A 25,579-nucleotide genomic window follows, 5' to 3' on the forward strand; every position below is an offset into this window, starting at 1 on the left:
GCCACATCGCCGGTTCGGAAACTATAACCACGTCCACGGAGCTGAATGCAATGTCTTTTCACCCGCGATCGGCCATCAGTCTGGTCACGATCGGATCGGGCGCCCGCGCGGGGCCGGATCCCTGTGTCCGCGCACCACCTCGAAGGTCCGCTCCAGCCGTTCGCGCCCGGCGTCGTAGTCGCCCTGCAGGAGCCGGACCACCAGGAAGTCCACGACGGCCAGCTGTGCGCTGCGGCTGGACATGGCCCCCGCGCGGAATGCGGACTCCCGCACGGTGGTGGCCAGGACATGCTCGGCGGCCTCCGCCACCGAGGACGCCGGAGCATTGGTGACCGCCACCGTCGTCGCGCCCCGCTCGCCTGCGGCGCGGATCATCTCCACCGTCTCGTGGGTCTGGCCCGCATGGGAGAAGCCGATGACGACGTCGCCCGGCTCGCACTGGACGGCGAAGGCCAGCCCCAGATGCACATCCTCGAATGACCAGACCGGCCGCCCCAGTCGCTGCAGCTTCATCTGCAGGTCTCGAGCCGCCAGTCCGCTGGCCCCGACGCCGCACACGATGATGCGCGGCGCACCCCGCAGCACGTCGACGACCCGGTCCAGCACGACGGTGTCGAGATGGCGGGCCGTCTCCTCGACGGCGCGCGCCTCCTGATAGGCGACCTTGGTGACGACGTCGGCTGCGGAGTCGTCGTCGCGGATCTCGATGTCGTCCACGCGGAACAGGTCCCGCGCTGCCTCGTCACGACTGACCGACGAGGCCACCGCCAGCCGGAACTCCGGATACCCGCCGAACCCCACGGACCGGCAGAAGCGGGCGACGGTGGCCGCCGACGTGCCGCAGTGCCGACCCAGCTGCGTGATGGTGGACCCGATCACGATCTGCGGCTCGGCGATGACGACCTCCGCGATCCGCCGTTCGGTCTTCGAGAGCCCCGGCACGCTGCGCCGCAGCTGCACGAACAGATCTTCTCCCGCCATCATCCGCCTCCTTCGGCCTGCCCCCGCGCCCCACCGGGCCTGAAAGTCATTCTCGCGATGTGACCAGCCTCAGTAAACTCTTCACGCACCGGCGGCTGAGCTGGGCCGAGGGCCTGCCCCCTCACCAGCCGCCCGGCCGCTCCTTCACGCTCTGTCACGCTCCGCGATGCGACATCTCCTGCAACAGGCGGTCCCCCATGGTCTACACTGCACGTGCGCCAGGTTTTGAACAGTGTTCAAATGACAGGAGAGCCATGCCGCACACCACCTCAGCCCCCACCGACCCGCTGCCGCAGGAGCAGTGCGCAGCGGCATACCCAGAGCTCCTCGCCGAGCGCCTCCTCGGCGGAGGCCGCCTCACCGACCACGAGTGCCTGGAGCTGCTCCGCACCCCCGACGACGCCACCTTCCGCCTGGTGGCCGCCGCCTCTCGACTCCGCCGGCAGCACTTCGGCGCCACGGTGAAGGTCAACTACCTGGTCAGCCTCAGGACGGGCCTGTGCCCCGAGGACTGCACCTACTGCTCCCAGCGGCTCGGCACCGGTGCGGAGATCCTCAAGTACACGTGGCTCAAGCCCGAGGAGGCCGTGGCCCAGGCCTCACACGGAATCGCCGCCGGCGCACGCCGCGTGTGCCTGGTGGCCTCCGGCACCGGACCCACCGATCGGGACGTCGACAGAGTGGGCAGCATCGTCACTCGGTTGAAGTCCGACCACCCCGACGTCGAGGTGTGTGCCTGTCTGGGCCTGCTCAAGGAAGGGCAGGCCGAGCGACTGGGCAGCTGCGGCGTCGACGCCTACAACCACAATCTCAACACCGCCCGCTCGCACTACCCGGAGATCTGCAGCACCCACGGCTACGACGACCGGGTGGAGACCGTCGGCCGCGCCGTCGACGCCGGCCTCTCCCCCTGCTCGGGGCTGATCGTCGGCATGGGCGAGAGCGACGAGCAGCTCGTCGAGGCGCTGGCCGCACTGCGGGACCTCGACGCGGACTCCGTGCCGGTGAACTTCCTCATGCCCTTCGACGGCACGCCGCTGGAAGGCCGGTGGGAGCTGACCCCGCTGGCCTGCCTGAGGATCCTCGCCGTCGCCCGCATGATATGCCCGGACAAGGAGATCCGGATCGCCGCCGGCCGCGAGATGCACCTGCGCAGCCTGCAGCCCCTCGCCCTGGAGGTGGCGAACTCCCTGTTCCTGGGCGACTACCTCACCTCCGAGGGCCAGGGCGCCGCCGACGACCTGACGATGATCCGCGACGCCGGGTTCACCGTGATCGGCGCCGACGGCTCCCCGGCCTCCACAGCATCCCCGGCCTCCCCTGCCGCTGACCGCTCGACGGCACCTGCTCCGCGAGCCGAGACGGCACGTCCTGCCACCTCACCGCCGCCGACCCCGTCAGCAGCCCCGACCGACTCCGCAACGGCACCTGCTCCGGCACCCGCTGCGACACCCGCGATCCGCCGCCGTGGCGCCGGCACCGATGTGGCGCCCAACGCCTGAACCGGCGCGCCTCAGCCGGCCAGGTGCGACCATCTGCCGCTGAGCTGACGCCACGGGCCGACGGCAGCGACCCGACCGGCCTCGAGGATCACCACGCGATCCGCCCGAGCCAGCGCCGCGCGCTTGGAGGTGGAACCGATCACCGTAACGCCCTTGTCCCGCAGCGCCTGCCACAACTCGATCTCCGTGGACGCGTCGAGGGCGCTGGAGACATCGTCCGCGAGCAGCAGCTCGGAGCCGGTGGCCAGGGCACGCGCGGTCGCCAGGCGCTGCACCTGACCGCCGGACAGGCGCACGCCGCGGTGCCCGACGGCGGCGTGCAGGCCTCCGGCCTCGGCGATGTCCTGCTCCATCTGCGCAATGCGGATGGCCTCGCCAGCCTCCCGCTCACGATCGAGCCGGATGTTCTCCTCGAACGTCCCGGAGAGCACCCGGGGCATCTGGGCGACGTAGGCCACGCGACGGGGCCGCAGGAAGGTGTCCGAGGTGACCTCTGCTCCGTTCCAGAGGATCCTCCCGCGGTGCGGCACCAGGCCCGCCAGGCTCCGCAGCAGGCTGGACTTGCCCGAACCGATGCCCCCGAGGATGAGGATCAGCTCGCCGCGGGCGACGGTGAGGTCCACCTGCTCCACCCCGATGACGCCGTCCGAGTGGACCGCGGAGAATCCCTCCAGGCTGAGGCTGCGGAGCTCGTCCTGCTGCTCCGGACCAGGAGCCGGGGCGTCTCCGGTCAGCTCGTCGACCCCGTCCACCCGGCGGAAGATGCTCTCCCCGCCGGCCAGCCGCTGGGTGGCCACCTGCCAGGCACGAGCCCCCGGCGCCTTGGTCACCACAGACCCGGCGCAGAGGCCGTACCAGGTGAAGCCCATCACGCTGCCGGAGGCGAGCACCGTGGTGGCCAGCCCCCAGGCGCCGATGAAGTACATGGCCCAGGAGACGGTCACCCCGACGGCGATCACCAGCCCGGGCACGCCGTCCAGGAGGGCCTGGATGCGGTGCTCCCTGACCTGGGCGTCCACCCGTCGGCGGTCCACGGTGTTCAGGTGCTGGTGCACCGGCCCGGTGGCCGCGGAGAGCTTCACGGTCCGTGCGGCGTCGAGCGCCGAGACCAGCACTCGGCCGAACTCCACGCGCGCGTCGGCGGCGCGCGTGGCAGAGCGTCCGGCCGCAGGTCTGCCGGCCCAGGAGGCCGCCGCAGAGAGGATCAGCACACTGGCAAGCACCGCCCCCACCACCCAGGTGCCCGAGAGCAGGACGGAGAGCAGCACGATCAGCACCGCATTGCAGAGATCCGCCCAACGGTCCGCGTAGTCCTGGATGCGGTCGCCGTCCATGGCGCGGGCCACGACCTCACCCGGCGGCGTGGTCTCCAGCCGGGGCTCACCGAGCTGACCGTCCAGGACCCGCGTCCGATGCCGGGACAGACAGGAGACCCACCAGCGGGGGTAGAGATTCACGCCCAGGGCGAAGACTCCCGGCATGATCAGCACGGAGGCTCCCGCCAGAAGGATCACCAGTCCCCACACCTCGTGATGACCCGAGGCCAAGGAGTCCGCGATGCGCCCCCACAGCCAGTTGGTGACCAGCCCCTGCGGGGAGAACAGGGCGATGAGCAGGAACATGGACAGGCCGACCAGTCCCCACCGCGGCAGGTGGCCGAAGGCGGCGAGCACGGCACGGGTCAGGCTCGGCCCGTCCCCGATGTCAGACGTCGTCGGCACATCGGTCCTCCGACGCGTGCCCCCGATGGCCACCGGACCGGTGGCCTCGTCGGAGGCTCCGGACGAGGTGTCGGTGAGGACATCACCGGGATCGTCATCCATGTAGCCCTGGTGTTCCCTCGAGGCCGCCAGCAGCACTCGGAACGGTCCCCGCGCGGCAGCGAGCTCACCGTAGGCTCCCTGCTGGATGACTCGACCGTGATCGAGGACGGCCACACGGTCCGCCCGGGCGACAGTGGTGAGCCGGTGCGCGATGAGCAGCCCGGTGCGCCCGGCCAGCAGCCGGTCCGAGGCGCGGATGACTCGGCGCTCGGTGAGTGGGTCCATCCGGGCCGTGGCCTCGTCGAGGATCACCACGGACACCTCGCGGACCAACAGCCGAGCGAAGGCCACCAGCTGCTCCTCCCCGGCGGAGAGCGTGACCCCGCCCGCACCCATGCGGGTGTCCAGCCCATCAGGCAGTCGCGCCACCCAATCCGTGAGGCCCAGCTCCTCCACGGCTGCCTGGACCCGCTCCCGGGGGATCGGGGCGAAGAGGGTGATGTTCTCCTCCAACGTGCCGGAGAGCAGCTCGGTGCGCTGCGTGACCACGCCGACCCCGCGGCGCAGCTGCTGAAGATCGATGTCTCTGACGTCGGTGCCGCCGAGGAACACCGTCCCCTGCGGGGGCTCGGTGGCGCGCGTGACGAGCGAGGCCAGCGTGGACTTCCCCGAGCCGGTGCGTCCCACCAGCGCCAAGGTCTCTCCGTCGTCGACGCTCAGCGAGACGTCCTGCAGGGCGAAGGACCCCTCCGTGTAGGAGAAGTGCAGGCCGCGGAACTCCAGGGCGTGGGTCGCCGGGAGCGCGGCGCCGCCGTCGGGCTCGGGCTCGACCTGCATCATCTGCTTCACGCGGGTGATCGCGCCGAGCCCCTCCTGCAGCTGGGGCAGCTGATTGATGAGCTCGCCGACACGTCCGATCAGCAGCGTGGTGGCCATCACCAGGGTGATCAGCTGGGGCAGCGCCATCCCGCCGGTGATGACCAGCGCGACGCCTGTCACGAGCAGCCCGGCGAACATCGCCTGCAGGACCGTCTGCGAGCGCAGGATCAGGTCGGCCTCCTTGACGACCATGTGCCGGAAGGTGCGGTGGATCCCCGCGGCCAGGCCGGCGACGCGCCGCATGCCGAAGGACTGACCGCCGCTGGTGCGCAGGTCGTCACGGGCCGCCACGACCTCCTCGAAGGCGGCGGCGTGGTCGGTCCAGGCCCTTTCATTGATGACTTTGCGCTGCGCGATGATCGCGAAGAGCGGGCGGACCATCAGCAGGGTGGCGGCCACGAGCACCGGCATGATGATCCAGGCCGGCCACCACATCACCCCCGCGACGACCCACAGCGGAACGGCGCCGAGGACGGTGGCCATCATGCCCCACCACTGCTCCCGCATGAGGGTGTTGATGGCGTTGGTGTCGTCGTCGATGCGGTCGAGCACCTCCCCCACAGCCTGCTCGCTGAGCACGCTGAGCGGCTGGGCGAAGGCGGCCGCGAGCAGGTCCCGACGCAGCTTCCCGGCCGCGCGGTCGATGACCTGGGCCCAGGCGACCTGCGCGCTGACCTGCACGGCCGCCGCCCCGACGATCAGGGCGCCGAGCAGCACCACCCCGTCGAAGGTGGGATTCTCGGCGAGCCGGCCGGAGACGACTGTGGCGAGGGACTGTGCGACCATCGCGACGGCGAGCACGGCCACCGCCAGCACGCTGAGCGGGCTGGCGAGCCTCCTCCAGGAGATCCGGCGCGAGGGTGGGACAGGACGCAGAACGGGCACCTGCGACATCCTAGTGGCCCGCACGGACGACTCATCCGCCGGAGGTGTCGACCTCCGCGGCAGCGATCATCTCACGCTGGGCCTCGTTGAGCTCCTGGGAGGCCAGCCAGTCCTCCGGCAGATGGACCTTCTTCGGCGAACCGGCCCGGCCGCGGGGCCCCTCGGCGTCGGCACCGGGGTACCCGATGCTCTGGTCGAGCTGGCCGAGCAGGTCCTCCAGCTGGGTCAGGGATTCGACGGTGACCAGCTGGGAGCGCAGCGCCCCGCCGATCGGATAGCCCTTGAAGTACCAGGCCACGTGTTTGCGGATGTCCTGCATGGCCTTGCGCTCGTCACCGTCGAAGTACGGGATGAGCATCTTGGCGTGCCGCAGCAGGGTGGAGATCACCATGGGCAGATCCGGACGGTGCCGGTCCGGCCGGCCCTCGAAGGCGGCCTGCAGGTCGCCGAAGAGCCAGGGCCTGCCCTGGCAGCCCCGGCCGACGACGACGCCGTCGACGCCGGTCTGCTCGACCATGCGCACCGCGTCCTCGGCGGACCAGATGTCGCCGTTGCCCAGCACCGGGATGTCCGGCAGGGACTCGCGCAGGGCGGCGATCGCGGACCAGTCGGCCTGGCCTGAGTAGTGCTGGCGCGCGGTGCGACCGTGGAGCGCGACGGCGGCGACGCCCGAGTCGCGCGCGACCTTGCCAGCTTCGATGAAGGTGAGGTGGTCCTCGTCGATGCCCTTGCGCATCTTCACCGTCACGGGGATGCCGCGCCGCCCGGCCTCCCGCACGGCAGTGGCGACGATCGACTCGAAGAGCCGGATCTTCCAGGGCAGGGCCGAGCCGCCGCCCTTGCGGGTGACCTTGGGCACCGGGCAGCCGAAGTTGAGGTCGATGTGGTCGGCGCGGTCCTCCTCGACCAGCATGCGCACCGCATGTCCGGTGGTCACTGGGTCCACGGAGTAGAGCTGCATCGAGCGGGGGATCTCGTCCGGCTCGTGCTTGATGATCCGCATCGACTCGGGCCGCCGTTCGACCAGCGCACGTGCGGTGACCATCTCATTGACGTAGAGCCCGCCGCCATGTTCACGGCAGAGCCGACGGAAGGCGGTGTTGGTGATCCCTGCCATGGGGGCCAGCACCACCGGGGTCTCCACGGTGATGGGGCCCAGGTGCAGCGGCGGCAGGAGGGCACGTCGGTCGCCCGACCCAGCCGGGGTCGGGCCGTCAGGGAGCGGCTGCTCCTCGGGAAGGGTCTGTGCGGTCATGGCATCCGGGTGTGCTCGGCGGAGGCGGGGCCTCCGGGCGGTCAGCGGGCGTAGATGAAGGCTTCGAAGTCGATCTCGGCGTCGCCGGAGGCGATGAGCTCGTCGGTGACGGTCTTCAGCGGGGCCATGGAGTCGTCCACCTCCAGCTCCACCGGGTGGCGGGCGGCCAGCAGGGCCAGCAGGGACCGGATGTGCCGCTCCGCCTCGGCGGGGTCGAGCTCCGGGTTCCAGCCGACCAGGACGTCGGCGGGGTCCTCGGTGCGGGCCGGGGTGTAGCTGACGGCGAAGGCGAGGACGGCGCCGTCGCCGCCCTCGGAGACGTCCCGCAGGGCCACTGCGCCCGTGGCGCCGGTGGCGTCGCCGAGGAGCAGCTGCTGGGCCTTGCCCACGGTCATCTCCGCGCGGTCCCAGTCGTGGACGGCGTTGTAGTAGTCGGCCACCAAACGGCTCAGCTCCACCGACCCGGTGGCGATCTCCTGGAGATCCAGGCCGGTTCGCTCCAGGTCCGGAAGCCGAAGGGCGCCCGGCTGGACGATCACTCGGCGGGTGGTCTGGATCTTGGTGAAGCCGTTGTCCTTGAGGAAGCACTGGGCGGCGGAACGCTTGGCGCAGCGGGCCTTCAGACCGGTGGCGCTGCAGTTGCTGGCCTCGGCCTCCAGGATCGCCAGCATCTCTGCGGCCACCCCGCGGCGGCGGTGGTCCGGGGCGACCTCCGCGTAGAAGGACAGCCGATCCGGGTGCAGCGAGGAGCGCAGGATGGTGGCCGCGGCCACGGGCACCCCCTGGTCCTCGGCGACGATGCACCGTGACCAGGGATCGTTGGAGGAGGGCCGCAGCAGCGCGCGGTCCTGGTGGTGCATCGCGTTCTCCGGGTCGCCCCAGACCTCAAGCAGGGCGAGGTCGTCGCCCTCGGCCCAGGGCCGGACGGTCAGGCCGGACTCGAGGGCGAGCCGGTCTGTGTCTTCGGTGGTGCTCATCGCCTGTCCTTCGGAAGCGTCCGTCTGCGCGGTGGCGCAGGGTTGATCAGCCACGCGAGTCTAGTCCTGCCGCCGTGGCACGGCAAACGAGCGACGCCCGGCCCCGTGCCGCAGGGTCAGGGACCCTGGGCCGGTGCCGGGCGTCTGTCCCGGGCATCTGTGCCGGGCGTCGCGCTCGACGTCGTCGCGCTCGACGTCGTGGTGCTCAGCCGAGGAGGCGGCCGGCCAGGTAGGTCTGCACCTGGTCCAGGCTGACGCGCTCCTGGGTCATCTCGTCCCGGTCACGGATGGTGACTGCCTGGTCCTCGAGGCTGTCGAAGTCGAAGGTGATGCAGAACGGGGTGCCGATCTCGTCCTGACGGCGGTACCGGCGACCGATCGCACCGGCCTCGTCGTAGTCGACGTTCCAGTTCCGGCGCAGCTCATCGGCCAGCCGCTGGGCGGGCTCGGCCAGCTCCGGCTTCTTGGACAGGGGCAGCACTGCCGCCTTCACCGGGGCGAGCCGCGGGTGGAGCTTCAGCACGGTGCGGGTGTCCACGCCGCCCTTCGCGTTGGGGGCCTCCTCCTCATGGTAGGAGTCCACCAGGAAGGCCATCATCGCGCGGGTCAGGCCGAAGGACGGCTCGATCACGTACGGGGTGTAGTGCTCCTCGGTCTTCGGGTCGAAGTACTGCAGCTTCTCGCCGGAGGCCTCGATGTGGGAGCTGAGGTCGTAGTCGGTGCGGTTGGCGATGCCCATCAGCTCGCCCCACTCGGAGCCCTGGAAGCCGAAGCGGTACTCCAGGTCGATGGTGGCCGCGGAGTAGTGGGCCCGCTCGTCCTCGGGGACGTCGAACTTGCGCAGGTTCTCCGGGTTCAGCCCCAGGTCCACGAACCAGTCGTAGCAGGCCTCCACCCAGTGGTCGAACCACTGGCCGGCCTCGTCCGGGTGCGTGAAGTACTCGATCTCCATCTGCTCGAACTCGCGAGTCCGGAAGATGAAGTTGCCGGGGGTGATCTCGTTGCGGAAGGCCTTGCCGACCTGGCCGATGCCGAAGGGCGGCTTCTTCCGGGCGGAGGTCATCACGTTGGAGAAGTTCACGAAGATGCCCTGGGCGGTCTCGGGCCGCATGTAGTGCAGGCCCTCCTCGTTGTCGACCGGACCCAGGAAGGTCTTCATCAGGCCGGAGAACTGCTGCGGCTCGGTCCACTTGCCGGGCTGGCCGGTCTCCGGGTCCTTGATGTCGGCAAGGCCGTTCGCCGGCGGGTGACCGTGCTTGGCCTCGTAGGCCTCCAGCAGGTGGTCGGCTCGGTACCGCTTATGGGTGTGCAGGGACTCCACCAGCGGGTCGGTGAAGGTCTTCACGTGCCCGGAGGCGTGCCAGACGGCCTGCGGGAGGATGATGGCGGAGTCCAGGCCGACCATGTCGCCGCGGCCACGCACGAAGGTCTGCCACCACTCGGCCTTGATGTTCTCCTTCAGCTCCGTGCCCAGGGGACCGTAGTCCCAGGCCGACCGTGATCCCCCGTAGATCTCACCGGACTGGAAGACGAAGCCGCGACGCTTCGCCAGGGTGATCACATGGTCGAGGGCAGTCTTGGGGGCCATAGGGCGGTACACCTCAGGTCGGGAGGGGGACAGACGCAGACGACGGGGACGGACGTCGGTGGGGCGGACGGTGCGGGCTGGTCCGCTCGCGGGGGCCTCAGTCGAAGACGACGGCGCCGTCGTCGGCCACCCGCCAGCCGGGGTTGTAGGCGATCTCCCAGACCACCCCGACCGGGTCCTCCACATAGGCGTGCAGCATGCCTGGCACCGCCGCCGGCTGTGGATGCTTCAGCACCGTGCCCCCGGCACGTTCCAGGCGTTCGACCGTGCGGTGGACCGCATCGGCGTCGTGGACGTTGCGGGCCAGGGTGAAGCCGCCGGGGGTGCTGTGGTCCCGGCCGTCTCCGATGTCCTCGCTGAGGCTGCCGGCGTCGAAGAGCCCGAGGACCTGCCCGGGCGCCACCTGGTAGAACTGGATCTCCCCGGCTGCCTCGAAGATCGGCCGCCAGCCCAGCCCGCCCACGTAGAAGCGGCGCGCGGCCGCCAGATCTCGCGTGGCGACGGTGATGATGTGGATGCCCTGCTCCATCGTGACCTCCTCCGGTGCTCTCCGCTCCCCGGCCTCTGGCCTGGCTCCTCGGGTCCGTCTGACCAGGAGGTGCGCGGGATGGACTGCGGGATGGCGAGTCTACGTCCGGAGTCAGGGCCAGGTCAGCGGCCACCGCCCGTCAGCCTCCACCGGGCACAGCACCGGGCCCAGCACCGGGCCCAGCACCGGGCCCAGCACCGGGCACAGGATGCTTCACAGGAGCCGTGCCGTCAGCGGCTCTTCGAGTGCGACGCCGTCGGGCCCCGGCTCGACGCGGAAGGCCTGGTGACCGGCACGCTCGGTGACGACGTCGGTCAGCCGCCCGTCGTCGAAGCGCAGCGCGCACCCGTCGTCGACGGCGTATCCGGCGGGCAGGGCGCCCTCGAGGACCCACCTCTGATAGCTCTCCCGTCGCCCCGACTCGCCGCGGTAGTGCGGGCAGATGCTGCCAGAGAGGACCCCCAGCCCGTCGCGAAGCGGCGCCAACGGCCCGTAGGAGTCGGTGGAGGAACCCTCGAACCAGCAGTTGGCCCCGGCGCTGATGCCGGCCAGGACCGTTCCGCCGGCCGCGGCGCGCCCCAGGACCTCCGGCAGCCCGTGCTGACGCCAGATCGCCAGCAGGTTGGCGGTCGACCCACCGCCGACGTAGATGAGGTCCTGCTCCAGCAGGACAGACGGACTCCGGTACCCCCACGGCGACTGGCCGAAGAGCGACAGCACGGAGGTCTCGGCGGAGTCGGCGAACGCATCTTCGAACTGATCGATGTACCCGCTGGCGTCCCCGCTCGCCGTGGGCACGAAACACACGCGCGGCCTGTCCCGCCCCGTGGCGCTGAAGATGTGGCCGAGGATGTGGTCGTCCAGAGCCGAGCGCCCGTCATCGGACATGGAGAACCCGCCGCCGCCCAGAGCGAAGATCGTCGACACCATGGACGAGACTGTATCGGCCTCCTACCCCGGCCCGATCCGGACCCCAGGAACATCGGCCCCAGGATCGACTCAGCGGGTGCGGCGGATGTCCGGCAGGGAGGCGATCACGACGGCGGCCAGGGTCAGCAGCGTGCCGAGCACCGTGGAGAGGGTGACCACGCTTCCCGGGGCGGGGACGAGGAGGTCGAGCAGCAACGAGCCGATCAGCTGACCGGCGATCATCCCCATGGCGGCCAGCAGCACACCCACCCGGGTGACCAGCACGGCCCCGAGCCCGATGAACACGCAGCCCAGCGGCCCGCCGAGGTAGTACCAGGGAGCGGTGGGCAGCGTCTCCCCCACCCCGCTGACCAGCACCTTCACCAGGTAGGCCAGCAGGAGCACTGCCGTTCCGGCCACGAAGTTGATGAGCGTGGCGGGGATCGGGCTGCCGTAGGCCGCCGACTGGCGTCCGTTGAGAGCCTGTTGGGCGCTGTTGGTGAAGCCGGCGGTCAGCGGGAAGATCACCAGGAGCAGCCAGGACCAGGACCCGGAATGGCCTCCCAGCTGCGGTGAGACCGTCCACAGCACTGCCAGCACGGTGAGGAGCGCGCCCAGCACCCGGACGGTGTTGAGCCGCTTCCGCCCCGCCGGGCCCAGGCCGATGCGGTCCCACAGCAGCCCGCCGAGGGTCTGCCCGGTCACCACGGCCACGGTGAAGACCGCGACCCCGATGAGCCCGATGGTCAGCGACTGGGAGAGCACGAAGTAGCCGCCGATGCAGCCGGCCAGCAGGTACCACCAGCGGACCTCACCGCGCCGGAGGGCTGGCCGGACCTGTCCCAGAGTGCGGCGTCCGGTGGGCGTGAGATATGCGATCACCAGCATCAGGAGCAGGCCGGTGCCGAAGGACAGCAGCGCGGCGAGGAACGGGTCGTCGACCTCTGCGGCCAGCTCCGAGTTGATGCGGCCCTGGCTGGGGATCGCCGCCCCGGCGACGAGGGCGGTGAGCAGGAACCCGAACCATGCGGCGGAGGACTGCCGCGACTGACCGACTGCGCTCATGGGCAACACTGTAGACCCGCCTGGCCGCTTTCTGCGCCGCGGCGTCAGGAGCGGTCAGCTCGCCACGGCCGCATCCCGTGGGAGACACTGACACCATGAACGCAGATGACGTGCAGCAGGTCCCGATCCGTGACGAGTCCATCCGCCTGGGGCAGCTGCTGAAGCTCGCCGGCGTGGTCGAGCACGGGGTGATGGCCCGTGAGGTGATCGACGCCGGCGCGGTGACCGTGGACGATGAGGTCGAGACCCGCCGCGGTCGGCAGGTGCGCCGAGGTCAGGTGGTGCGGCTCGACGGCGAGGAGCTGGGGCTTCCCAGCGCCGTCATCTCTCCCGCAGCGGAGTGAGGCGAGCGGGCGCCGTCGAGATGATCCTCAGGCGCGTCCGGCCGAACGCCGAGGCCGCAGCACCATGTAGGTGAGGAACTCGCCCACATGGGCGATCTCCTGGGGCACCACACCGTGGCCGGCGCCGGCGTAGAGCACCTTGGTCAGGTCCACCGACGAGTTCGCCCAACGGTGGGTGTAGTCGATGTGCTCCTCGGGAATGATCGGGTCGTCCTGGTCCCGGCCCCAGAAGAACGGCACCCGACGGGTGGCGAGCGCGGCGTCGTCGAACCAGTCCTGCATCTCCGGGCTCTCCCCGGGGTCGACGGCGAATCCGGAGAGCCCGACGACGGCGGCGAACTCCTCGGGCCGAGCGCGCAGCAAGGAGGTGGCCATCGCCATCCCCATGGAGAAGCCGAGCAGCGTCACCGAGGTGTGCTGGTCCTTCACCGAGGCGATCCAGGACCACAGGTCCTCGACGGCGTCGCGCGCCGCGGCCGAGGAGTAGGCCAGCCGTTCAGGGTCGAGGTCGAACCAGGTGTAGCCGCCGTGACCCATGGGCACCGGGGCGCGCAGGGAGGCGTAGGTGAACTCCTCGGGCAGGCTGGGCACCAGACCGAACAGGTCATGCTCGTGGGATCCGTAGCCGTGCAGCATCACCACCAGCGGGGTGCCTTCGCGGTCCTGCGGCTCGCGGGACCACACGACGACGGGCTCGGGCTGGGTGGGACTCATGCGGGGCTGCTCCTCGTACGCGACGTCGATGACCGCCTGTTCTGCTGGACGGCCGGACCATCTTCTCATTCCGGTCCCTTCGGCTGGTGCAACCGGGCTGATGTCCGCCTCAGGGAGGATGGAACCGACCGGTAACCTCAGGCACAATAAGACGTGTGGACCGATCAGCCGAGAGACCAGACGAGCAACCAGACCACCAGCACCCCGGCCCCGGCCAGGACGCTGGTGTGGTGACCACTCCGACACACCCCTGGACGCGCTACGTGGCCCTGGGGGACTCCTTCACCGAGGGCATCGGCGATCCCGACGAGTCTCGGCCCGGGTACCACCGCGGCTGGGCCGACCGGGTGGCCGAGGAGCTGGCTGCCGGAGCGGACCCTTCCCCGGGCGGGAAGCGCTTCGCCTATGCGAACCTGGCGGTCCGGGGGAAGCTGATCGGACAGATCCGTGACGATCAGATCGCCCCAGCCCTGGACCTGCAGCCGGATCTGATCACCCTGTGCGCGGGTGGCAATGACGTCATCCGTCCCGGCGGCGATCCGGACGAGACCGCTCGGATCCTCGACACGATGGTCCAGATCCTCTCCACCACGGGTGCCACGGTGGTGCTGTTCAATGGCCCCGACGTGCGTGAGACCCCTGTGGTGGGGTCGATCCGCGGGAAGGTCGCCATCTACAACGAGAACATCCGCACCGTCGCCGCCCGGCACGACGCCCTGGTGGCGGACATGTGGTCCCTGCGGCAGTTGGCGCACCCACAGATGTGGGACGAGGACCGCCTGCACTTCTCCCCACTGGGGCACCACACCATCGCCGCGATGGTGCTGGACACCCTCAATGTGGAACACGACCTCGAACCCCTGGAACCGCGGCCGGTGCCGGAGCGCACCTGGCGGGAGGCCCGGGCCGACGATGTCGTCTGGGCCCGCCACCACCTGTTCCCCTGGGTGGTGCGCCGACTGCGCGGACGCTCCTCCGGGGACGGGGTCACGGCGAAGCGGCCGTCCTTCGAGCCGCTGTTCGGCGGCTCAATGCCTCCCGGCAGCGGCGCCGCCGAGGAGGAGTGAGTGACCATCACGCCGGCGCCTGCGAACTCTGATCGTCACGATCCGCGCTTCGGCGCTGACGGCGTCCGGGCAGCACAGCGTTGAGAATGACGGCGGCAAGCATCGCGGGGACGATGCCCGAGGTCAGCAGCAACGCCACGTCTGCTGGGAACGCTGCAACAGCCTCCTCCGGGGCGAAGGAGAGCCCGACCCCGAGCCCGAGCGATAGCGCGACGATCAGCAGAGATCGCCGATCGATCATCTCGGGGGCCATCACCTGAATCCCTGCCGAGGCCACCATCGAGAACATCACGAGCACCGATCCTCCGAGAACCGCATACGGCACGGTGTTGAACACTGCCGCGACTTTGGGCACGAAGCCCGCCAGCACGAGCAGCCCGCCTGCCAAGGCCACGACGTACCGGCTGACGACGCCGCTCAGTGCGATGATCCCGGTGTTCTGACTGAACGTGGTGTTCGGCATCGCTCCGAGGACTGCGCCGAGAGATGTGCCGACGCCGTCAGCCATCACCCCACCGCTCAGCTCCCTGGCTCGTGGGGAACGTCCCAGCCCGGTACGTGCCACAGCGGTCAGGTCCCCGATCGACTCGACGGAGCTGGCCAGCGCCAGCACAGTAATCGCGATGATCGCGGCACCGGTGAAGTCGAGCCCGAAGTGCATAGGGGCAGGGGCGAATAACCACCTGGCCTCTGTCACGGGGGCCAGGCTCACCATGCCGAACACTGCAGCTGCGGCATAGCCGCTGAGGAGTCCGATCAGGACGGCGGCGACCGAGACCAGGCCTCTGCCGAATTGGTGACAGACCACGCTCACCACGATCACGAGTGCGGCGACACCGAAGTGGTGCAGCGCCCCGAAGTCCCCGGCGGCACGTGCGGCCGCACCCCCAGCGGAATAGTCGATGGCCGTGGGCATCAGCTTGAGCCCGATGATCAGGATGATGATCCCACACACCAGAGGCGGAAAAAGAGGGGTGAGCCAGCGTAAGGACATGCCGAAGACCACCTGGACCAACCCGGCGATGAACGCCCCGCCGAAGACCGCCGCGATCCCGAACTGCTCAGCTATGGGGATGGCCACGACCAAGAACGCAAAGCTCGTCCCCTGCATCACTGGCAGCCGGGACCCCACGGGCCCAACCCCGAGGGTCTGCAGAAGCGTCGTCGCACCCGAGACGATCATCGCCAGCTGGACCAACAGAGTGACTTCGCCTGCTGCCATACCGATCGCGGTGGCGACGATCAGGGGCGGTGCGGCGTTCCCCACGAACATCGCTAGAAAGTGCTGAACCGCCAGCGGCACAGCCCGCCGAAGAGGAGGCATCTCATGGACCGCGTCGTCTCTCTGAGGTGCTTCCGTCTGCCACACGGTCTCTGCGCTCATGACGTTCACGCTAAGCAGGCCATGTCACCGTGGTGTTACTCCATGGTTGCTGTCATGCGAAGAACGCTCCGCGCGGGCACGGCGCTCCGCGCCATCACAGCCTCAGGGTGTCTCGCATCTGGTCCGCGAGCTGCTCCGGGCTGGTGAGGAAGCCGTCGTGCCCGATGGGTGAGGAGATCATGTGGACCTCGTGCTCGCCGGGCAGCAGCGCCGCCAGCTCATGGGACTGTTCGGGCAGGTACAGCCGGTCTGACTCCACGGCGGCGATGAACGGCGTGGCGGTGACGCGGGACAGCGCCTCGGCGACGCTCCCGCGCCCGCGGCCGACGTCGTGGCTCATCAGAGCCTCGGTCAGCACGATGTAGGCGTTCGGGTCGAAGCGGTCCACCAGTTTGCGGGCCTGATGGTCCAAGTAGGACTCCACCTGGTAGCGGCCCCGACGTCGGGCGCTCCAGCCGAAGGGGTCCTCCTCCCCCTGGGGCTGACGACCGAACCGCACCTCAAGTTCGTGCTCGGTGCGATAGGTGATGTGCGCGATCCGGCGGGCCAGACCCAGCCCCTCCTCCGGGACGGGTCCGCCGTAGTAGTCCCCGCCGGCGAAGTGCGGGTCGTTCTCGATGGCCTTGATCTGTGCCTGCCCGAAGGCGATCTGCTCGGCGGTGGCGGCCGCGCCGCAGGCGAAGACCGCCACTGAGTCCACTCGGTCCGGGAAGGTGGCCGCCCACTCCAGCGCCCGGGCACCGCCCATGGAGCCGCCGATCACCGTGTGGAACCGCCGGATCCCCAGCTGATCGGCCAGCCGTGCCTCCAGGCGGACGGCGTCGCGGACGGTGGTGAAGGGGAACCGGGAGCCCCAGGGCCGCCCCTCCGGATCCGGAGAGGCGGGCCCGGTGGAGCCGTAGCACCCGCCGACCATGGCCGGGGCGACCACGAACCACTCGTCGGTGTCGATCGGTCGTCCCGGCCCCAGCAGGCCCTCCCACCAGCCCGGGGCCGGGTCGGCCTCGGTGGTGGCGACGTGGGTGTCTCCGGTCAGGGCGTGCGCGACCAGGATCGCGTTGTCGCCCGCCGCGTTGAGCGTGCCCCAGGTCTCGTAGGCCAGCTGCACGTCCGGCAGCTCACCTCCGGCCTCGAAGGTGTAGGCCCCGACGTCGACGACGGCGAGCGCGCCGTCGGGACGGAGGGTCGAGGTCAGCACCTGGGCGGTCATCGGGGTCGGAGCTCCTGCGTCGTTCATAGTGTGGACAGGCCTGCCGGGACGGGATGAACCGGCGGATACGGACGGGCCTCATCGGCCTCTCAGGCTAGCCTCAGGCCACCGGCTGCGGCTCGGGAGCCGCTGCCTTCTCACTCTGCGGACCGGTGGCCGCGGTCGTGATCGCCTTCTCCAGCCCCTGCTCGAGGTCGGCGATGATGTCCTCGATGTGCTCCAGGCCCACCGACAGGCGCACCAGGCCGGGCACGACGCCGGCGGCGCGCTGCTCGTCCTCGGTGAGCTGGCGGTGGGTGGTGGAGGCCGGATGGATGGCCAGGGAGCGGACGTCGCCCACGTTGGCCACCAACGAGTGGAGCTCGAGGGAGTCCACCACGGCCTGGCCGGCGGGCGCACCGCCGTCGACCTCGAAGGCGAGCACCGCTCCCACGCCCTTCGGCAGGTACCGCTGGGCCTGCTCGTACCAGGGGCTGGAGGCCAGGCCCGGGTAGGAGACCCGCTTCACGGCCGGGTGCGCCTCCAGGAACTCGGCGACCTTCTGGGCGTTCTCCACGTGGCGCTCGATCCTCAGGCTCAGAGTCTCCAGGCCGAGGTTGATCTCGAAGGCGTTGTGCGGAGACAGCGCCGGGCCGAGGTCGCGCAGCAGCTGCACGCGGGCCTTGAGCACGTAGGACAGGTTCACTCCGAAGACGCCGTCGGCGCCCAGGTCCCGGCCGAAGACGAGGCCGTGGTAGCTCTCATCCGGGGTGTTGAAGCCGGGGAAGCGCTCCGGGTAGGCGGTGTAGTCGAAGTTCCCCGAGTCCACGATCACGCCGGCGATCGCCGTGCCGTGGCCGCCCAGGAACTTGGTGGCGGAGTGGATGACGACGTCGGCGCCGTGCTCGATCGGCCGGATCAGGTACGGCGTGGTCAGGGTGTTGTCCACGATCAGCGGGGCGCCGTGCTCGTGGGCCACGGCGGAGACCGCCTCCAGGTCCAGGACGTCTCCGCGCGGGTTGGCCACGACCTCACCGAAGAAGGCCGCGGTGTTCTCGCGGATGGCGGCCCGCCAGGACTCGGTGTCGTCCGGGTCCTCCACGAAGGTGACCTCAATGCCGAACTTCGTCAGCGTGTGCTTGAAGAGGTTCTGGGTGCCGCCGTACAGCGACGGGGAGGCGACGATGTGGCCGCCCGCCTCGACGACGTTGAGCAGCGCCAACGAGGCCGCCGCCTGGCCGGAGCCGACGGCGAGGGCACCGACGCCTCCTTCGAGCGCGGCGGTCTTGTCCTCCACGGCCTGCACCGTGGGGTTGCCGATGCGGGTGTAGATCGGGGCGACCTCTTCCAGCCCGAACCGCTTGCCGGCGGCCTCGGTGCTGGGGAAGACGAAGGAGGTGGTCTGCTGGATGGGCAGGGCCCGGGCGCCGGTCACCGGATCCGGGGCGACGCCGGCGTGGATCTGCTGGGTCTCGAACCGAGGGGTCTGCGTGTGCTCGGTGGTCGTCATGGGAGGTGTCTCCGTTCAATGCGGTCGTGTCGACAGGACCGTCGGAGACACTCCAGGCGTGACGCCCGAAGCTGTTGCCCGTGTGGCGGCCCTGTCGTCGAGGACATGGGTTTGTGGGCCGCACTGTGGTGTGATGGCCCGCGCTTGCCCCACCGCATGGGCGGCAGGGCCTGGTCGTCACCCGGGGCACCCCACCGCGAACTGGAGGGTTGCCGGCCAGCAAACCGGGGTTTGACGCTGGCACTCTTGACCTGCCTCACAGTCTGCCCTGATCTGCGGGATCTGGGCAAGTCTGTGTCCTCAGGTGTCGGACCCCGGGAGCCCAGGAGACCGGGAGCCCAGGAGTCGCACGGACGCGGCACCGCCGCCGACCGCTCCGGTCGGCGCCGCAGCCGCTTGCGCCCCGAGTTGATTCTGGAACCCCGCTGATCTTTGCGGGGTTCCAGAATCTTCTCGGGGCGGGGTGGACTCACACCTCCGCTCAGTCGCGTCCTCCTGGATGACCCGCAGGCTCCACCGCGCCGACATGCCCACCGTCGATCCCACCACCGGTGAGGAACGAATGGAACGTGGGTCGGGCGAAGTCGCCGTGGACCAGTGCCCCGTCCTCGTCGCGCGCGTGAGAGACCGGCGGCGTGGCGGAGACCAGGTCGCGTTGCACCACGAGCCGCTGCCCGTCGGAGGTCTGTGAGCGGCTGCCGTCGTAGAGGACGTTGCTGGCGTCGACGTCGCCGGAAACCTGGTCCGCCCGGTCATGGCTGTCCGTGTGCGCCGAGAGGTTGTTGCGGAAGACGCCCTGCTCCTCGGGCTCGAAATACGGATTGGTGCGGAAGATGTAGTTGTACCGGGCGTTGTCCACCGCCGTGTTGTTGGTCAGCTCGAGCCGGCCCGGGTTGAAGTTGTCGGAGAAGCCGTCCAGGTTGTTGGCGTAGGCCAGGTTCCCGGCGAGCACGTGGTCCACCGGCAGGCCCTCGCCGCCGACCTTGAAGCCGGTGCCCACGCCGGACCCGGCGTTGTAGCCGTCGGAGAGCTGCCCGTTGTGGTGGGCGATGTTGTCCTCCAAGGTGATCGGGAAGTTGGGGCCCTCGTTGGTCCGGTTGTAGAGGTCCCAGCCGTCGTCGATGTTGTGGTGGGCCACATTGCCGCGGAAGACGTTGCCGGGGCCGACGCCGAGCTTGGCAGCGAAGCCGTCGGCGTTGATGTCGGCCGGGTCGCGATTGTCGTGGGCCTCAGAGTTCACGATCAGGTTCTCGGCGGGCCAGTCCTCCGGGTCGCCGGAACCGGTGAGCTGGAAGCCGGAGTTGCCGTTATGGCTGAAGACCATCGAGTCGACGACGTTGTGCGAGCCTGAGGAGCGCAGCCCGTTGCCGGCGGAGCGGGTGAGCTCCATGTCCGAGATGACCCAATGGTCAGCGTCCAAGCGGATGATCTGCTGCAGGGCGGACCGACCGTCGAGCGTGACCTCCGCATCCTCTGCGGCGGTGAGCGTCTTCGGCTCCTCGGCCGTGCCGGAGTAGGCCGGGGACAGCGAGATGGTGCTCTCCGGCTCATAGTCGCCCTCGAGCAGCTGGACCTCCTGGCCCGGCAGCACGTGGGTGACCGCCGTGTGCACATCGAGCGGGCTCTCCTCGGTGCCGTCCCCCTCGGGGGTTCCCTCAGGCGAGACCACCAGCGGGGCGTCGTCGCGAAACTCGCGCACGGTGACATCGACGCCGCGGGTGATCGGGCTCAGGTCCGGCCCGTCGGCCGGGTGGTAGGTGGCGCTGATGGTGCTCGCCCCCTCGGGCAGCTCCAGCTGCGCGGTGAACTCCTCCTCCGCGGTGATGGGCTCACCGGCCAGGACTGTCTCCCCGTCGACGGCGACGTCGACGGTGCCCGGGTAGCTGGCAGATGCGGCGAAGGGATAGTCGGTGCTGCCGGAATGTTCGGGGGCACGCAGGTCGAAGGCGACCGGGGTGACCGGTTCGGGCTGCTCGGGGCGGGGCTGGGTGTCGGCATCGCTGAGGGTCAGGGAGGCGTCGGAGAAGGTCACCGCCACGTTGCGGGAGGCGAAGAAGCCCACGGTCATCAGGTCCGGCTCGATGTCCTGGACCCAGTCCGCGCCCTCGAGCTCGTGGGTGTGGGTCTCCGGCTCATCCAGATGCGTATAGGTGGTGGACATGAGGAAGGCGTCGTCGGTGCGTTCCAGGCGCATGGTGACCGGCTCGTCGATCATCAGTCCGTGCCGTCCGAGGTCCGTGGCGCTGCGCTCCGAGCCCACCGTCCCCCACGGCTCGGTGACGCCGGTGCGTGTCATCCCCACCGACCCATGACGCAACATGGTGGTGGAGGCGTAGTTCGAGGCCGCCGGGACCTCTTCGAAGCCCTCGAGCATGGGGTCCTGGCGGGGTCCGCCGTTGAGATCGCGGACCATCAGCCCCGCGCCCTCCTGACCGTTCGGGTTCGCCCCGGTCTCGGGACCGAGCTGGTGGACGGTCACCTCCGCCTCGAGGACGAAGTTGTGCTCGTTCGGGTCGAGCGTCACATGGTAGAAGGTCAGACCGTCGTGGCCCGGGGCGAGCTTACCGCCGCGACTCTCCATGAAGATCTCGCCCTCGATCGTGCCGGGCTCATCAGGCACAGCATGATTCACGCCGACCTTCTCCGGCAGCACGTTGGAGGAGAAGTCCAGGTCGGTGGACTGGCCGAAGGTGATCTCCTGCCATTCGAGCTCCTCCGCCTGGACGTCTGGCTCCGGAGCGGACTCCTGCTCGGCGTCGGCCCAGGCCGACGGCGGGGCCAGCAGCGCGCCGACCAGCGCCAGGGCGACGGCCGTCGTCGCTCCGCGGGAGCTCACGCCGGGGCCTCTTCTTCTGCGGACGGTGGGTCGCTCGGGTGCGGCGGACTCGGACATCTGGTCTCCCCCTCAGGCAGTGGACAGCGCTGTCCCGACCAACCTAGAGGTGATCATCGTCACAGAGAAGGAGATGCGACGCTGAGTGCATTGCCAAGGAGGAATCGTCCGATACGCTCCTCGACCTGACGCGCCACAGCGTCATCGTCCACCACTGGCGCCCCGACATGATTCTGGAACCCCGCTGACCTTCGCGGGGTTCCAGAATCATGTCGGGGCAAAACGGTCAGGCCTGCGACTCAGACCCTCCTGCCCAGACCGCAGGATCAGACCCGCAGGATCAGGGCGTCACCCTGACCGCCGCCGCCGCAGAGGCCGGCCGCGCCGACTCCGCCTCCGCGGCGTCCCAGCTCCAGCGCCAGGTGCAGCAGCAGCCGCGCACCGGACATCCCCACCGGGTGTCCCAGGGCGATGGCTCCACCGTTGACGTTGAGCTTCTCCTCCCCGATCCCTAGCTGCCGCGCCGAGGCCACCCCGACGGCGGCGAAGGCTTCGTTGATCTCCACCAGGTCCAGCTCGGCGGGCTCGACGCCCTCCTTGGCGCAGGCCGCTGCGATGGCGTTGGCCGGCTGCAGCTGCAGGGAGGAGTCCGGACCGGCGACCATGCCGTGGGCGCCGATCTCGGCGATCCACTCCAGCCCGAGCTCCTGGGCCTTCTCCTTGGCCATGACCACCAGGGCGGCTGCACCGTCGGAGATCTGTGAGGCCGAGCCGGCGGTGATGGTGCCGTCCTGGGCGAAGGCGGGACGCAGCTTGCCCAGCGATTCGGCGGTGGCCTCGGGCCGGATGCCCTCGTCCGCGTCGACCACCAGCGGCTCCCCGCGACGCTGCGGCACCTCCACCGGGACGATCTCCGCGGCGAAGAGCCCCTTCTCCTGCGCGGCCGCGGCGCGCTGGTGCGAGGCGGCGGCCACCCGGTCCTGCTCCTCCCGGGAGACCTCGGCCTCGCCGGTGTTGCAGGACTCGGTCAGCGCCCCCATCGCCTGAGAGGTGGCCTGGTCGTAGAGCGCGTCATAGGCCATGGAGTCGACCAGTGCGGTGTCACCGTACTTCGTCCCGGTCCGGGAGCCGGGCAGCAGGTGCGGGGCGTTGGACATCGACTCCATCCCGCCGGCGACGACGATCTCGCACTCCCCGGCGCGGATGAGCTGGTCGGCGGTGGCCACGGCGTTGAGGCCGGACAGGCACACCTTGTTCAGGGTGATCGACGGCACCGAGGCGGGGATCCCGGCCCCGATCGAGGCGGTGCGTGCAGGGTTCTGCCCGGCGCCGGCCTGGATCACCTGACCCATGACCACATAGTCGACCGCGTCACCGGAGACCCCGGCACGCTCCAGGGCGCCGGAGATGGCGACCGCGCCGAGCTCCGCGGCCGACAGCGACGACAGCCCTCCCAGCAGCCGCCCCATGGGCGTGCGGGCACCGGCGACGATGACAGTTCCAGACATGACTCTCCTCTGCTGCAGTGATGGTCGCATCCTGTCCGGGAGCCGGACGACGCCGCGGCCGCACCGCAGAGGACGCCGTCGTCCCGTCAGACGTCCAGCCAGAGTATCGCGGTGAGCAGCGTCACGTCAGACGTCGGCGACGCCGACCGCGCGCTGTCAGCTCGCATCCGGACGGAGACGGCACACTGTCCGTCATGATCGTCTCCGAGACCGCCCCCTCCGCGGGTGCTACAGCGTCGCCCCCGCCTGCGACCTCCCTGGCGCCGCACATGTCGACGCTCGCGGACTGGCCCGCCCAGCTCTGGGACCGGGTCGCCGCCGCCCAGGATCCCGTGAGCTGGCAGGTGTCCCTACTGCTGGCCGCCGTCGTGCTGGCCGTGATCTGGAGCCCGGGCGGGTACCGCCTGGTGCGGCACCTGGTGACGCTGGTGCATGAGGCGGGCCACGCCGTCGTCGCGGCCCTGGCGGGCCGGCGACTGCAGGGAGTGCGCCTCCATGCTGACACCTCCGGTCTGACGGTCTCCCGGGGACGGCCGGACGGCCCCGGCATGATCGCCACGCTGTGCGCGGGCTACCCGGCCCCGGCCGTGGCCGGGGCCGCGGGCGCGATGCTGCTGGGCGCCGGCCACGCGGCGGCGGTGCTGTGGATCCTGGTGGTCACCAGCGCCCTGATGCTTCTGCTGGTGCGCAACCTCTACGGCCTGTGGGTCGTGCTGATGCTCGGCGCCACGGTGGGCGCACTGTCCTGGTGGGCCACCGGACCGGTGCTCTCGGCGGCCGCCCAGGTGGTGGTGTGGTCGCTGCTGCTCGCAGCGCCGCGGGCGGTCGTCGAGCTGCAGCGCCAGCGCCGACGCACCCGCGGCGGTGACAGCGACGCCGACCAGCTGGCCCGCCTCACCCGCACTCCCGCGGCCCTGTGGGTGGGGCTGTTCTGGCTGGTCTGCGTCGCGGCGCTGGCCCTGGGCGGCTGGCAGCTGCTCGACGGCGCCCCCTGGCCCTGGGGCTGAGCTGCCCTAGCCCTGAACAGCACTGGCCCTGAACTCCACTGGGCCTGAACAGCACGGGGCCGGTAGCCTGAAGTCCATGACCTCCCCCACGGCGAGCACCGGCCCCACCGCAGAGTCCTCCGAGGTCGGTCGGGTGGTGATCGTGGGCGCGGGCGACCTGGGCACCCGGATCGGACGACTGCTGCGGTCGGCAGGCCGCGCCGTCGACGGCTGGAAGCGTGACCCCTCGACGCTGCCGGAGGGGTTCGGCCGCGTCCCGGCGGACCTCACCCGCGGCTCGGAGCTGCCCGAGCTGCCCGAGGACACCGCCGCCGTCGTGTTCTGTCCGACCGCTGGGGCGCGCTCCGCAGCGCGCTACCGAGCCGTGTACCGTGACGGCCTGCGCGCGCTGCTGGAGCGTGCCGATCGGCTGGGCGGCCGCTCCGGACGGCGGGTTCGGATGGTGCTGGTGTCCTCCACCGCGGTCCATGGCGGGGAGGAGGGCCTGATCGATGAGACCTCTCCCCTGCACCCGAACACTCCGACCGGCGAGGTGCTGGCCGAGACCGAGCAGCTGCTGCGCAGCGACGACTCGGTGGAGTCCGTGGTGCTGCGCCTGGCCGGGATCTACGGGCCCGGACGTCGACGGCTGCTCGACCAGGTGCTCGGCGGAGGGTTCGGCGCCGCCGCTGAGCTGACCGGTTCCGCCCAGGTCTCCACCGCCGGAAGCCTGGGCACGGACCCCTGGAAGATCTCCAACCGGATCCACGTGGACGACGCCGCCGCGGCGGCCGCCGCGATGGTCACCGCATCCGAGTGCCCCTCGGTGCTGCTGGGCGTGGACGAGCTGCCCGTGCCGGTGGGGATGGTGCACGACTGGCTGGCCGATGAGCTCGGCCTGCCGCGTCCGTGGCCGCACCTCATCCCGGAGGGCGTCGCACTGGACCAGGTGCTCCACACCGGGCGGGAGGACCCCCTGTGGAGCGCGACGCCGGCCCACGGCCGGGCCGTCGACGGCGCGGCGCTGCACCGCTTCCTGGGCGGGCTGAGGCACCCGGACTTCCGATCCGGCTATGCGCCGATGCTCGAGAAGCCCGCCGCGGACGACTGAGAGGGCCGGTCAGCCGACCTCTGCCGCCGCACGGGCCGCCGCACGGGCCGCCGCCCAGAGATGTGCTTGACATCACATGACGGCGATGCTTGAGTTGACTTACCGACCAATCGGTCTGGAAATAAGTCGAGGAGTGTCGATGACCGAGCCCACCCAGCTGGCCTACGAAGGCGTGATCATGCCCGACGGCGGACCCCGGCACAGGATGCTGGAGACGGACCGCTGCACCCGCTGGCTCGGCGCCGAGGTGCTCCAGGCCGACCCCGGGCACGCCCGCCTGCGCATGACGGTGCGCCGCGAGATGACCAACGGCTTCGACATCGTCCACGGGGGAATGATCTTCGCCCTGGCCGACACCTGCTTCGCCATGGCGTGCAACCACCCCGACGGCGACGACGCCACTGTGACCGTCGCCTCCGGGGCCGACATCAACTTCCTGAAGACCGCCTGGCTGGGTGATGAGCTCATCGCCGAGGCCGTGGAGGTCTCCCGCTCCGGACGCAGCGGAGTCTACGACGTCAGCGTCACCCGCGGGGACGAGACCATCGCCGTCTTCCGCGGCCGCTCCCGCACCGTCCCGTCCCCCGGAAAGAAGTGAGC

At 70.3% G+C, this 25,579-nt stretch carries 20 protein-coding genes and 1 riboswitch; of the genes, 6 read left to right on the forward strand and 14 right to left on the reverse strand.

The window, feature by feature from the left end:
* Window positions 1-84: 84 nt before the first annotated feature.
* Complete coding sequence (locus SD455_RS06295; protein ID WP_445507562.1) at window positions 85-984, reverse strand: MurR/RpiR family transcriptional regulator; 900 nt, start codon at window positions 982-984, stop codon at window positions 85-87.
* A gap of 251 nt (window positions 985-1,235) precedes the next feature.
* Here SD455_RS06295 and bioB point away from each other — a divergent pair, with 251 nt between their 5' ends.
* Window positions 1,236-2,483, forward strand: coding sequence for a biotin synthase BioB (gene bioB, locus SD455_RS06300; RefSeq protein WP_445507563.1), 1,248 nt, complete (start codon window positions 1,236-1,238; stop codon window positions 2,481-2,483).
* A gap of 11 nt (window positions 2,484-2,494) precedes the next feature.
* Here the strand turns inward: bioB and SD455_RS06305 are convergent, their stop codons facing one another.
* The 7 genes from SD455_RS06305 to SD455_RS06335 all read right to left on the reverse strand — a co-directional run bounded on the left by SD455_RS06305 (window position 2,495) and on the right by SD455_RS06335 (window position 12,333).
* Complete coding sequence (locus SD455_RS06305) at window positions 2,495-6,019, reverse strand: ATP-binding cassette domain-containing protein (RefSeq protein ID WP_445507564.1); 3,525 nt, start codon at window positions 6,017-6,019, stop codon at window positions 2,495-2,497.
* A 22-nt stretch (window positions 6,020-6,041) separates the two neighbouring features.
* The gene (gene dusB, locus SD455_RS06310; RefSeq protein ID WP_445507565.1) at window positions 6,042-7,265 is read right to left on the reverse strand and encodes a tRNA dihydrouridine synthase DusB; all 1,224 of its coding nucleotides are present in this window, start codon (window positions 7,263-7,265) and stop codon (window positions 6,042-6,044) included.
* A gap of 41 nt (window positions 7,266-7,306) precedes the next feature.
* The gene (locus SD455_RS06315) at window positions 7,307-8,242 is read right to left on the reverse strand and encodes a GNAT family N-acetyltransferase (protein ID WP_445507566.1); all 936 of its coding nucleotides are present in this window, start codon (window positions 8,240-8,242) and stop codon (window positions 7,307-7,309) included.
* Between the two features lie 205 nt (window positions 8,243-8,447).
* A complete protein-coding gene (locus SD455_RS06320; RefSeq protein WP_085437808.1) occupies window positions 8,448-9,830 on the reverse strand; it encodes a glycine--tRNA ligase in 1,383 nt (460 codons plus the stop codon).
* Window positions 9,831-9,927: 97 nt separating this feature from the next.
* Entirely contained in the window at window positions 9,928-10,359 is a 432-nt protein-coding gene (locus SD455_RS06325; protein WP_445507567.1) for a VOC family protein, read from the reverse strand.
* 213 nt (window positions 10,360-10,572) lie between these two features.
* Window positions 10,573-11,289 (reverse strand): Type 1 glutamine amidotransferase-like domain-containing protein, encoded by a 717-nt coding sequence (locus SD455_RS06330; RefSeq protein ID WP_445507568.1) that lies wholly within the window; start codon window positions 11,287-11,289, stop codon window positions 10,573-10,575.
* Window positions 11,290-11,358: 69 nt separating this feature from the next.
* Window positions 11,359-12,333 (reverse strand): DMT family transporter, encoded by a 975-nt coding sequence (locus tag SD455_RS06335; protein ID WP_311025679.1) that lies wholly within the window; start codon window positions 12,331-12,333, stop codon window positions 11,359-11,361.
* 95 nt (window positions 12,334-12,428) lie between these two features.
* Here SD455_RS06335 and SD455_RS06340 point away from each other — a divergent pair, with 95 nt between their 5' ends.
* Window positions 12,429-12,677: an RNA-binding S4 domain-containing protein gene (locus tag SD455_RS06340; RefSeq protein ID WP_070160709.1), complete on the forward strand. Its 249-nt coding sequence runs from the start codon at window positions 12,429-12,431 to the stop codon at window positions 12,675-12,677.
* Between the two features lie 27 nt (window positions 12,678-12,704).
* On the opposite strand, the gene SD455_RS06345 is transcribed toward SD455_RS06340, so the two are convergent.
* Window positions 12,705-13,391 (reverse strand): alpha/beta hydrolase, encoded by a 687-nt coding sequence (locus SD455_RS06345; protein WP_070160698.1) that lies wholly within the window; start codon window positions 13,389-13,391, stop codon window positions 12,705-12,707.
* A gap of 230 nt (window positions 13,392-13,621) precedes the next feature.
* Between SD455_RS06345 and SD455_RS06350 the strand changes: the two genes are divergently transcribed.
* Complete coding sequence (locus SD455_RS06350) at window positions 13,622-14,458, forward strand: SGNH/GDSL hydrolase family protein (protein WP_237090162.1); 837 nt, start codon at window positions 13,622-13,624, stop codon at window positions 14,456-14,458.
* A 7-nt stretch (window positions 14,459-14,465) separates the two neighbouring features.
* On the opposite strand, the gene SD455_RS06355 is transcribed toward SD455_RS06350, so the two are convergent.
* From SD455_RS06355 to SD455_RS06375, 5 genes are all read right to left on the reverse strand, one after another.
* Window positions 14,466-15,842 carry a uracil-xanthine permease family protein gene (locus SD455_RS06355; RefSeq protein WP_445507569.1) on the reverse strand — a complete coding sequence of 459 codons (1,377 nt, stop codon included), beginning with the start codon at window positions 15,840-15,842 and terminating at the stop codon, window positions 14,466-14,468.
* A gap of 94 nt (window positions 15,843-15,936) precedes the next feature.
* Window positions 15,937-17,052 carry a homoserine O-acetyltransferase MetX gene (gene metX, locus SD455_RS06360; protein ID WP_070160702.1) on the reverse strand — a complete coding sequence of 372 codons (1,116 nt, stop codon included), beginning with the start codon at window positions 17,050-17,052 and terminating at the stop codon, window positions 15,937-15,939.
* Window positions 17,053-17,152: 100 nt separating this feature from the next.
* On the reverse strand, window positions 17,153-18,541 hold the full coding sequence (locus tag SD455_RS06365; protein ID WP_445507570.1) for an O-acetylhomoserine aminocarboxypropyltransferase/cysteine synthase family protein: 1,389 nt from the start codon (window positions 18,539-18,541) through the stop codon (window positions 17,153-17,155).
* Window positions 18,542-18,676: 135 nt separating this feature from the next.
* A riboswitch (SAM riboswitch) is annotated at window positions 18,677-18,793 on the reverse strand.
* Between the two features lie 229 nt (window positions 18,794-19,022).
* Window positions 19,023-21,377, reverse strand: coding sequence for a right-handed parallel beta-helix repeat-containing protein (locus SD455_RS06370; RefSeq protein ID WP_445507571.1), 2,355 nt, complete (start codon window positions 21,375-21,377; stop codon window positions 19,023-19,025).
* 323 nt (window positions 21,378-21,700) lie between these two features.
* Window positions 21,701-22,882 carry an acetyl-CoA C-acyltransferase gene (locus SD455_RS06375; protein WP_445507572.1) on the reverse strand — a complete coding sequence of 394 codons (1,182 nt, stop codon included), beginning with the start codon at window positions 22,880-22,882 and terminating at the stop codon, window positions 21,701-21,703.
* A 194-nt stretch (window positions 22,883-23,076) separates the two neighbouring features.
* On the opposite strand from SD455_RS06375, the gene SD455_RS06380 reads away from it, so the two are divergent.
* The 3 genes from SD455_RS06380 (at window position 23,077) to paaI (ending at window position 25,577) form a co-directional block, all read left to right on the forward strand.
* Entirely contained in the window at window positions 23,077-23,889 is an 813-nt protein-coding gene (locus SD455_RS06380; RefSeq protein WP_445507573.1) for a M50 family metallopeptidase, read from the forward strand.
* A gap of 76 nt (window positions 23,890-23,965) precedes the next feature.
* Window positions 23,966-24,979 carry an NAD-dependent epimerase/dehydratase family protein gene (locus SD455_RS06385; RefSeq protein ID WP_070158947.1) on the forward strand — a complete coding sequence of 338 codons (1,014 nt, stop codon included), beginning with the start codon at window positions 23,966-23,968 and terminating at the stop codon, window positions 24,977-24,979.
* 139 nt (window positions 24,980-25,118) lie between these two features.
* A complete protein-coding gene (gene paaI / locus SD455_RS06390; RefSeq protein ID WP_139827654.1) occupies window positions 25,119-25,577 on the forward strand; it encodes a hydroxyphenylacetyl-CoA thioesterase PaaI in 459 nt (152 codons plus the stop codon).
* The last annotated feature ends 2 nt before the right edge of the window (window positions 25,578-25,579 follow it).

The organism is Nesterenkonia sp. K-15-9-6, assembly GCF_052656005.1.